We start from the raw sequence: 8321 nt of genomic DNA, 5'->3' as shown, positions 1-8321 counted from the left end.
CATCAGCCCCACCCGCTCGCGTCATCCTCGCGGGGCAGCATCTTGGCGTCCCACACAGGTTGGGTATGGACGACCGGTCGTCCTCCTTGCGGATGAGACGGTGGCCCCGGCCTACCGGCGCGAACCACCCCTCCGCACTTCCTGACGGTTCATCAGTATTGAATGTTCCAGGCCCTCCGGCTACGTTCCGCGACACCGCAGCCGAGACGAAGAGGTGGTCGCATGGCCGAAGTCAGCGCGGAGGCGCGTATCGAGGCACCCGCCGAGAAGGTGTGGGCACAGCTCGTCGACTGGCCCGCGTACGGCGAGTGGAACACGACGCACACCGGCTTCCCCCGAGGCGGCCCGGAGACCCTCTCGGTGGGCGGCACCTTCCAGGAGAACCTGAAGCTCATGGGTTTCCCGGCGGAGGTCCAGTGGACCATCGCGGAACTGGAGCCCGCCCGGCTCCTCACCATCCGCGGCAAGGGCCCGATGGCCGTGGACCTCGCCACGCGCTACACGCTCACCCCGGACGGAGCCGCCACCACGGTCCGCATCGACGGCGAGTTCACCGGAGCGGCCGTCTCCCTGATGGCGGGCAAGCTGAAGGACTCGGCGACGGCCGCCCTGAACGAGTCACTGCGGAAACTGGGCGGACTGGTCGCGTGAGCGGACCGGTGGCGCAGACCGGGCACCCCCACACCCGGCACGCACGAAAGGCGCCGCCGAACCGCCCCACCGCGCCACACGAAGGCGCCCCACGGACCACGTCCGCGGGGCGCCCCCGAGCCCGCGCTGCGGGCCCGCCGACCGTCAGTCCTCGTCGGCGAGGATCAGATACAGCTTCTTGCGGGCCTCGTTGATGACCGCCACCGCCTTGTCGCGCTGGTCCTTGTCACCGGTCTTCCAGACCTGGCCGAACGCCTCCATCAGACCGAACCCGGCCTGCCGGATCTCGGTCAGCGCCTCCCAGTCGACCCCGCGCGAGGCCTCCTCCCACGGCGCCTCGGGCCCTTCGTCGGCCGCCGTACGGCCCGACTCGGAGAGCGAGAACAGCTTCTTGCCGCCCTCGGTCTCACTGGTGATCAGCCCCTCGTCCTCCAGCAGCTGGAGTGTGGGGTAGACCGAGCCGGGGCTGGGCTTCCACGCCCCGCCGCTGCGCTCGGCGATCTCCTGGATCATCTCGTAGCCGTGCATGGGCCGGTCCTTGAGGAGAGCCAGGATCGATGCCCGTACGTCACCGCGCCGCGCCCTTCCCCTCGGCCCTCCCCTGCCGCGCCCGCCCCACGGGCCCGGGCCGAACGGCCCGAAGCCGGGGCCGCCGTGCCCCGGACCGAACGGCCCGAAGGCACCGCGCAGCGCCTCGAAGTCGGGACGCCCGTGCGGGGCGTGCCCACCGTGACGTCCATGTCCGCGCTCGAATCCGTAGTCCTGTCCACGGGTACGCATCGCACTCACTCCATTCCATCGTTGATCTGTCGCGATGCCTCAACGATATATCGGAACACTTCGCGCGGCAAGGCCCTCACGCAATGCCCTCAGGGCGGTGCACCACACCCTGATCACCGGACTACCGTGTCAAGGCATGCATACGGACCGCTGGCTGGCAGACACCCGGACCTCCTACGACACGGTCGCGGTCAGCTATGCCGACCGGATACGCGAGGCCCTGGCGGGCGAACCGTTCCTGCGGGCGGCCCTGGCGTTGTTCGCCGACCAGGTGTCCGCCGCCGGCGGCGGGCCTGTGGCGGACGTGGGCTGCGGGCCCGGACACGTCACCGCTCACCTGCGCAGGTCGGGTGTGGACGCCTTCGGTATCGACTTGTCACCCGCGATGATCGACGTGGCTCGGCGTGACCACCCCGGCGTGCGGTTCGAGGTGGGCTCGATGACGGACCTCGGCCTCGCCGACACCTCGGTCGCCGGCCTGCTCGCTTTCTGGTCGTTGATTCACGTCCCCGACGATGCGGTCCCCACGGTGTTCGACCACTTCCACAGGGTGTTGCGTCCCGGCGGACCACTGCTGCTCGGCTTTCACGTCGGGGACGGGTCGAGACTGAAGACGCGGGGCTACGGCGGTCACCCGATGAACGTCCACGTCCACCGCCGCCGACCCGACCCAGTGGCGGCCTGGCTGCGCGACGCCGGCTTCACGCTTGAGGCCCAGATGCTGCTCGACCTCGACGAGGCCGTTCCAGGAGCGGTCCTGTTCGCACGCCGCCCGTCCTAGGGGGCTCGTGCGGATCAGCTCGGATGGGTCACGGCGTCATGGGCGTCCCTGCTTGAGTGAAAGCCGAGAGCTTGGGGGGCCGGTGCATCGCAAGGCGGAGGATCGCCTGTGCACTGGACCTACTCGGGCGATCCGACAACGCGGCGCGCTGCCGTGCCGTACGCCGCGGACCCGGGCCGGGCACCGCGAACCCGGGCGGGGCCGGGCCAAACGACACCTACCCCCTGGCCTCGCCGACGCGATCCGATCAAGGCCGACGGCCCTGCCCTCCGCGCGCCGTCTAGGGTGCGGGCATGGCCTCACAGAGCTACCTCTCCGAACTGTTCTCGCTGGACGACCGGATCGCCGTGGTGACGGGCGGCAGTTCCGGCATCGGCCGAGCCATCGCCGGAGCTCTCGCACGTGCGGGAGCGCGCGTGGTGATCGTGGCGCGCAAGGAGGCGGAACTGGCCGCCACGACCGACGAACTGGCGACGGACGGCTGCCGGGCGGCCTGGGTGAGCGCCGACCTGAGCACCCGCGACGGGGTGCGCGCGGCGGCGGAGCAGACAGCCGAGGTGTTCGGCGAGCCCGACATCCTCGTCAACAGCGCCGGGATCAACCTGCGGCCGCCGATGGGCGAACTGGACGAGGACGTGTGGGACGCCACGATGGCGGTGAACCTGGAGGCGCCCTATCTGCTGGGCCTGCGCTTCGGGCCCGGCATGGCCGAGCGGGGCTTCGGGCGGATCATCCACATCTCCTCCCAGCAGGCGCACCGGGCGTTCGTCCGGAGCGGCGCCTACGGGGTCTCCAAGGGGGCGCTGGAGTCGCTGGCCCGCTCACAGGCCGAGGCCTGGTCACCGTACGGCGTCACCTGCAACACGCTGGTGCCCGGCTTCGTCATGACCCCGCTCAACTCGCGGCTCTCGTCCGACCCGGAGAGGGTGGCGGCGCTGGCCGCACGCACGATGGTCGGGCGCAACGGCCTGGCCGAGGACTTCGCCGGAGCGGCGGTGTTCCTGGCCGGCCGCGCCTCAGGCTATGTCACCGGCCAGGCGATCTTCGTCGACGGCGGCTTCTCCGTCCACTGAGCGGCGACACCGAACGAACGCGCCAGGAAAGCGGCCCAGCCCGGGCCACGCCGCCCTCACGGCGTAGGCAGCCACGGCACCTTCCCCGCCAGCAGCGCGTACCCCACGAACGCCCCGATGTCGAGCAGCGAGTGGGCGACGACCAACGGCCCGACCCGCCCCCACCGCCGGTACAGGTGGACGAACACCACGCCCATCACCACGTTGCCGATGAAGCCGCCGATGCCCTGGTAGAGGTGGTACGAGCCGCGCAGCACCGAGCTCGCCATCAGCGAGGCTCCCGGGCTCCAGCCCAACTGTCCCAGCCTGCGCAGCAGATACCCGACGACGATGACCTCCTCGACGACCGCGTTCTGGATCGCGGAGAGGATCAGGACGGGGTACTTCCACCACACGTCGGGCAGCGCCTCCGGCACCACCGTGAGATTGAAGCCGAGACTCCGGGCGGCGATGTAGAAGGCGATGCCCGTGCTGCCGATCACCGCGGCGATCGCGGCCCCCCGTCCCAGGTCCGGCCACGGCTTCGTCCGGTCGAAGCCGAGCGTCCGCAGCCCCTCGCGCTCACGCAGCAGGAAGTGCGCGACGAGCGCGACCGGCACCAGAGCCGTCGCGATGCCGAAGAGCTGCCATGCGAGATCCAGCCATGGACGGCCCGGCGCGGCCGAGGCGTTGAGAGTCGCGGCCTGATCCTTGAGCCCTCCTGGTTTCGTCACCGATCCGACAAAACTGATCAGGGCGGACACCCCACTCGCACCGAGCGAAAGCCCCAGAACGAGAAGTGTCTCGTCCCGGAGGATCCGTCGGTCCGACCGCTCGCACGGCAAAGAATCAGCCACCTGCCCCGCCTCCACCTGCACACCCGCTTCCTGCCGAGAACCCCGCCGCAGTCCCGCCCGTGACCGCCCAAGAGCTCGAAAGTGTGGCGCGGACCCACTGCTACGGCCCATGGGGCCAGGGCGTCGCATGGGGTAACGTCCCCACCACTCCTGTCTCACCGATCGCTACGAGGTTCGATCAGGAGGCCCCATCCCATGGGACGTCACAGCTTGCCCGATCCCCGTAAGACGGGCGTCACCGACCCCCGAGCACGGGCGCGTCGCCGCACACTGGCCGCAACGACCGCCCTCGCACTCACCGTCGCCGCGGGCGCGGTGGCCGTGGTCCACGGTGGGCTGCTCGCCGCCGGCTCCTCCTGCCGGGACAAGGCGGTACGGCTGTCTCTGGCCGCCTCCCCCGACATCGCGCCCGCTCTCGAAGCCGCGGCCGACCGGGCACGCAAGGACGGCACCACCTCCGACGGCCGCTGCCTGGACGTCCGGGTGACGGCCCGCGACTCGTACAGGGTCGCGTCCGAGTTACGCTCCGGCGCGAAGCCGGACGCACAGGTCTGGGTGCCGGACTCGGACGTATGGGTGCAGCGCGTCACGAGCGACGCCGCGGCCACGCCGCTGAGCCGGGCCGGCAGTGTTGCCTCCTCACCTGTCGGCGTCGCGGTGATCCCGTCGGTGGCGAAGTCCCTGGGCTGGCCCGACAGGACGTACACCTGGGACGAGCTGGCCGGTGCGGCCCTGAAGGACGACCGGCCCAGGCTCGGCGCGGCCGACCCTTCCCGCAGCGCCACCGGACTGCTCGCCCTGACCCGGCTGACGAGCGCCACGGCCGGAACCAAGAAGGGCGCCATCCAGGCGGTGACCACATCGAAGCGGCTCTCACGGCACACAGTCGAGAGTGACAGCCGGATACTCGACACCATCCCGCCCGACATGTCCGGCACCGGGCGGAGAGACGACTCCACGAACAACCAGGCGCTGATCCTGTCCGAACAGCACGCGTACGCGTACAACGCGCTGAGCCACGGCGGCGACCGGCTCCGCCTCTTCTATCCGAAGGACGGCTCACCCCGGCTCGACTACCCGTTCGTCCTGGTCGACGAGTCACAGCTGAGCACGGACACGAGCCGTGCGGCACTACGCTTCATGATCACGCTGAACAGCGAGGAGGGGCGCGGGCTGCTGGCCGAGCGCGGGTTCCGTACGCAGGGCGCCGCCGCGAAGGCACTGGTCAGACAGGCAGGCGGCCGCGCTCCGCAGCCGTACGCGGACGACCCGCCCGAACCGGCCTCCACCAGGGCGGTCCAGGAGACGCTGGGCATCTGGACGGTCACGGTGCAGAGCGCCCGGCTCACCGCGGTCGTCGACGTCTCCGCCTCGATGACGGAACCGGTGCCGGGCGCCGGCGGGTCCCGTATGGACGTCACCAGGGCGTCGCTGTTCCAGTCCCTCGCCACCTTCGAGCCCGACGACGAGTACGGGGTGTGGCAGTTTTCCACCAAGCTCGACGGAGGCCGCGACTACGCGGTCGTGGCGCCGACGAGACGGCTCGGGGACCGCGTGGGCGCGGGCACCCACCGGGACCGGCTGACGGCGGCGTTCAACGACCTGCGACCGGTGCCGGGCGGTGCGACCGGGCTGTACGACACCACACTCGCCGCGTACAGGGAGGCTGTCACCTCGTACGTGGAGGGGAGGTTCAACGGGATCGTCGTCCTCACCGACGGGGTGAACGAGGACCCGGACAGCATCTCCCGCTCAACCCTCGTCTCCGAGCTGCGGAAGGCCCGGGATCCGGACCGCCCGGTGGGGCTGATCATGATCGCCGTGGGACCGGAGGCCGACAAGGACGAGCTGGAGGAGATCGCCCTGTCGGTCGGCGGCTCGGGCCACCGGATGACCGACCCCTCACAGGTCCATGCGGTGATCCTCAGCGCCATCGTGCAGGCGGGCAGCTTCCCCGACTGACAGTGAGCTCTACAGCCCCACCGGCCCAGTGCGCACCAGCCACTCACCCGCCACACATCGGCACACACCCCCGCACGGCCGCAGCCGGCATGACCTCCCTGCGACAAAACCCCTACCCCCGCCTCAACAAGACCCCCACGAACCCACCAAGAAGGAACCAGGAACCCCGCCAAGACAGAACCTGATCACCCCAACGGCACCGGCTCCGGAAGCCCCACCGGCCAGTTGTGCACCGGCTCCCCGGCACGCATCAGCTCGCAGTACCTTCGCGTCATCGCGGCCAGCGCGGCGTCCCGGTCGATTCCCTTCTCCAGCGCGCGGTGGAACGTTTCCGCCTGCCAGCTCGCCCCGTTGACGCGCCGCCGGCACCGCTCCTCGATCACCCCGAGGTAGAAGTCCCGGTCGACCGCCTCGACGCCCCACGAGTCCAGGCCCGCCTCGGCCAGCGGCAGCAGCTCGTCGCGGACCAGGCTCACCGCGTCCACCTCCGCGATCCCGCCGTGCCGGCCGCGCCGCGGCCATCGCAGCCGCGCGTCGATGCCGTGGCGGCAGGCCGCGTCGAAGTTCGCGGCGGCGGTCTCGAAGGGCATCCGCGTCCACACCGGCCGCGACTCTTCGGCCAGCGACCGCACGAGCCCGTAGTAGAAGGCCGCGTTGGCGATGACGTCCGTGACGGTCGGCCCCGCGGGCAGCACCCGGTTCTCCACCCGCAGATGCGGTACGCCGTCCGCGATGCCGTACACGGGCCGGTTCCAGCGGTACACCGTTCCGTTGTGCAGGACGAGCTCGGCGAGGCTGGGTACGCCCCCCTGATCGAGGACGCGGAGCGGGTCCTCGTCGTCGCAGATGGGCAGCAGCGCCGGGAAGTAGCGCAGGTTCTCCTCGAAGAGCTCGTACGCCGACGACACCCACCGCTCCCCGAACCAGGTGCGCGGCCGCACGCCCTGCGCCCGCAGCTCGGGCGGCCGGGTGTCCGTGGACTGCAGGAACAGCGGGGGCCGGGACTCCCGCCACAGCTCGCGCCCGAACAGGAACGGGGAGTTGGCCCCCACGGCGATCTGAACGGCGACCACCGCCTGCGCCGCGTTCCACACGTCGGCGAACCGGTCGGGGGTGACCTGGAGGTGCAACTGCACGGAGGTGCACGCGGCTTCGGGCGCGATCGACTTCGAGGTGCACACAAGCCGCTCCACGCCGTCGATGTCGAGCGTGAAGTCCTCCCCACGGGCCGCCACGATCTGGTCGTTGAGCAACGTGTAGCGGTCCACGTCGGACAGGTTCGAGGACACCAGGTCGTCCCGGCCCAGCGTGGGCAGAATGCCGACCATCACGATGCCCGCGTCCAGCTCGCCCGCCTTCCGGTGAGCATATGCCAGAGACGTGTGGAGTTCCTCGGAAAGCCGGTCGAATACACGCCCACCCAACCGGTGTGGAGCTATGTTGACTTCCAGATTGAACATGGCGAGTTCTGTTTGGAAATCGCGGCTCGCAATACGCTCGAGTACTTGGGCATTCATCATCCTCGGCAGACCGTCGGCGCCCACGAGATTCAGCTCGATCTCCAGGCCCATCAGGTTCCTGGGCCGGTCGAACCGCTTCTCCTCCAGCAGCCGCTCCAGCCCCGTCAGGCACTGCCGGAGCTTCTCGCGGTAGTGGTGCGGATCGGACAGGTCGATCGGTGCCGCCACGACCTTCTCCCCCATCGAAGTGTCCCCTCCTCGGATGGGCAGGCCGACGATCCGGCCACTGACGTCCCGGTCACGGGGGATGATGCCCAGGCAGCGCGATCCATAACGTCCCGGACGGGTCCGTCGAGAGCGCCACCGAGCGAGCCCCTCACCCGCTACGCTGAACGAGTACCCACAGGCACATTCACTAGGCATGACGCAGTACGCGCTTTCTACGTGTTGCGATCTCGTGAAAAACGCCGACGAGAACCGGCCGTCCATGAGTGGGAGAAATTCCGAGGTCACCGGCGCACACCCCATGGGCAACCGGGATGAACCCCTCATTTCAAAGACCGAACAGTGCCTTGCTTTTCATATCGGGGACGGCTAGCGGAAACATCGCCCGAACACGTCTCGTATAAAATCCGCGAACGAGGCAGAGAGTTGGCGCTCGCGGTCCCCGGCCTGCCGTTGGTGACGTACGGCAGGACCCTCCTTCCGCACCGGACCCTAAGCCCCCGCCTCTCTGATCACGAGAGCTGACAGCGCCGTCCGCCCCCGCCCTCGCGCC

General features: G+C 70.0%; 7 protein-coding genes. 4 read left to right on the top strand and 3 right to left on the bottom strand.

Annotation, left to right across the window (positions count from 1 at the left end):
• Positions 1–222: 222 nt before the first annotated feature.
• Entirely contained in the window at positions 223–651 is a 429-nt protein-coding gene (locus FNH04_RS36370) for a type II toxin-antitoxin system Rv0910 family toxin (protein WP_152790107.1), read from the top strand.
• 144 nt (positions 652–795) lie between these two features.
• On the opposite strand, the gene FNH04_RS36365 is transcribed toward FNH04_RS36370, so the two are convergent.
• Positions 796–1431, bottom strand: coding sequence for a PadR family transcriptional regulator (locus FNH04_RS36365; RefSeq protein ID WP_152790106.1), 636 nt, complete (start codon positions 1429–1431; stop codon positions 796–798).
• A gap of 136 nt (positions 1432–1567) precedes the next feature.
• Between FNH04_RS36365 and FNH04_RS36360 the strand changes: the two genes are divergently transcribed.
• Together FNH04_RS36360 and FNH04_RS36355 are read left to right on the top strand one after the other, a co-directional pair.
• Positions 1568–2212, top strand: coding sequence for a class I SAM-dependent DNA methyltransferase (locus tag FNH04_RS36360; RefSeq protein ID WP_152790105.1), 645 nt, complete (start codon positions 1568–1570; stop codon positions 2210–2212).
• Positions 2213–2505: 293 nt separating this feature from the next.
• Positions 2506–3285, top strand: a complete 780-nt coding sequence (locus tag FNH04_RS36355; protein ID WP_152790104.1) for an SDR family NAD(P)-dependent oxidoreductase — start codon at positions 2506–2508, stop codon at positions 3283–3285.
• Between the two features lie 56 nt (positions 3286–3341).
• Here the strand turns inward: FNH04_RS36355 and FNH04_RS36350 are convergent, their stop codons facing one another.
• On the bottom strand, positions 3342–4142 hold the full coding sequence (locus FNH04_RS36350) for a CPBP family intramembrane glutamic endopeptidase (protein WP_322724846.1): 801 nt from the start codon (positions 4140–4142) through the stop codon (positions 3342–3344).
• Between the two features lie 174 nt (positions 4143–4316).
• Between FNH04_RS36350 and FNH04_RS36345 the strand changes: the two genes are divergently transcribed.
• Positions 4317–6083, top strand: a complete 1767-nt coding sequence (locus FNH04_RS36345) for a substrate-binding and VWA domain-containing protein (RefSeq protein ID WP_152790103.1) — start codon at positions 4317–4319, stop codon at positions 6081–6083.
• Positions 6084–6268: 185 nt separating this feature from the next.
• Here FNH04_RS36345 and FNH04_RS36340 read toward each other — a convergent pair whose 3' ends face one another.
• Complete coding sequence (locus tag FNH04_RS36340; RefSeq protein ID WP_152790102.1) at positions 6269–7786, bottom strand: glutamate-cysteine ligase family protein; 1518 nt, start codon at positions 7784–7786, stop codon at positions 6269–6271.
• Positions 7787–8321 lie beyond the last annotated feature (535 nt).

The organism is Streptomyces phyllanthi (genome assembly GCF_009377205.1).
Lineage (GTDB): Bacteria > Actinomycetota > Actinomycetes > Streptomycetales > Streptomycetaceae > Streptomyces > Streptomyces phyllanthi.
The sequence above is the reverse complement of the archived record's forward strand: the minus strand, read 5'-3'. Positions and strand labels throughout refer to the sequence as shown.

Coding starts and splice junctions, on each gene's coding strand:
- FNH04_RS36370 (WP_152790107.1), top strand. CDS start 223: ATGGCCGAAGTCAGCGCGGAGGCGCGTATCGAGGCACCCGCCGAGAAG.
- FNH04_RS36365 (WP_152790106.1), bottom strand. CDS start 1,431: ATGCGTACCCGTGGACAGGACTACGGATTCGAGCGCGGACATGGACGT.
- FNH04_RS36360 (WP_152790105.1), top strand. CDS start 1,568: ATGCATACGGACCGCTGGCTGGCAGACACCCGGACCTCCTACGACACG.
- FNH04_RS36355 (WP_152790104.1), top strand. CDS start 2,506: ATGGCCTCACAGAGCTACCTCTCCGAACTGTTCTCGCTGGACGACCGG.
- FNH04_RS36345 (WP_152790103.1), top strand. CDS start 4,317: ATGGGACGTCACAGCTTGCCCGATCCCCGTAAGACGGGCGTCACCGAC.
- FNH04_RS36340 (WP_152790102.1), bottom strand. CDS start 7,786: ATGGGGGAGAAGGTCGTGGCGGCACCGATCGACCTGTCCGATCCGCAC.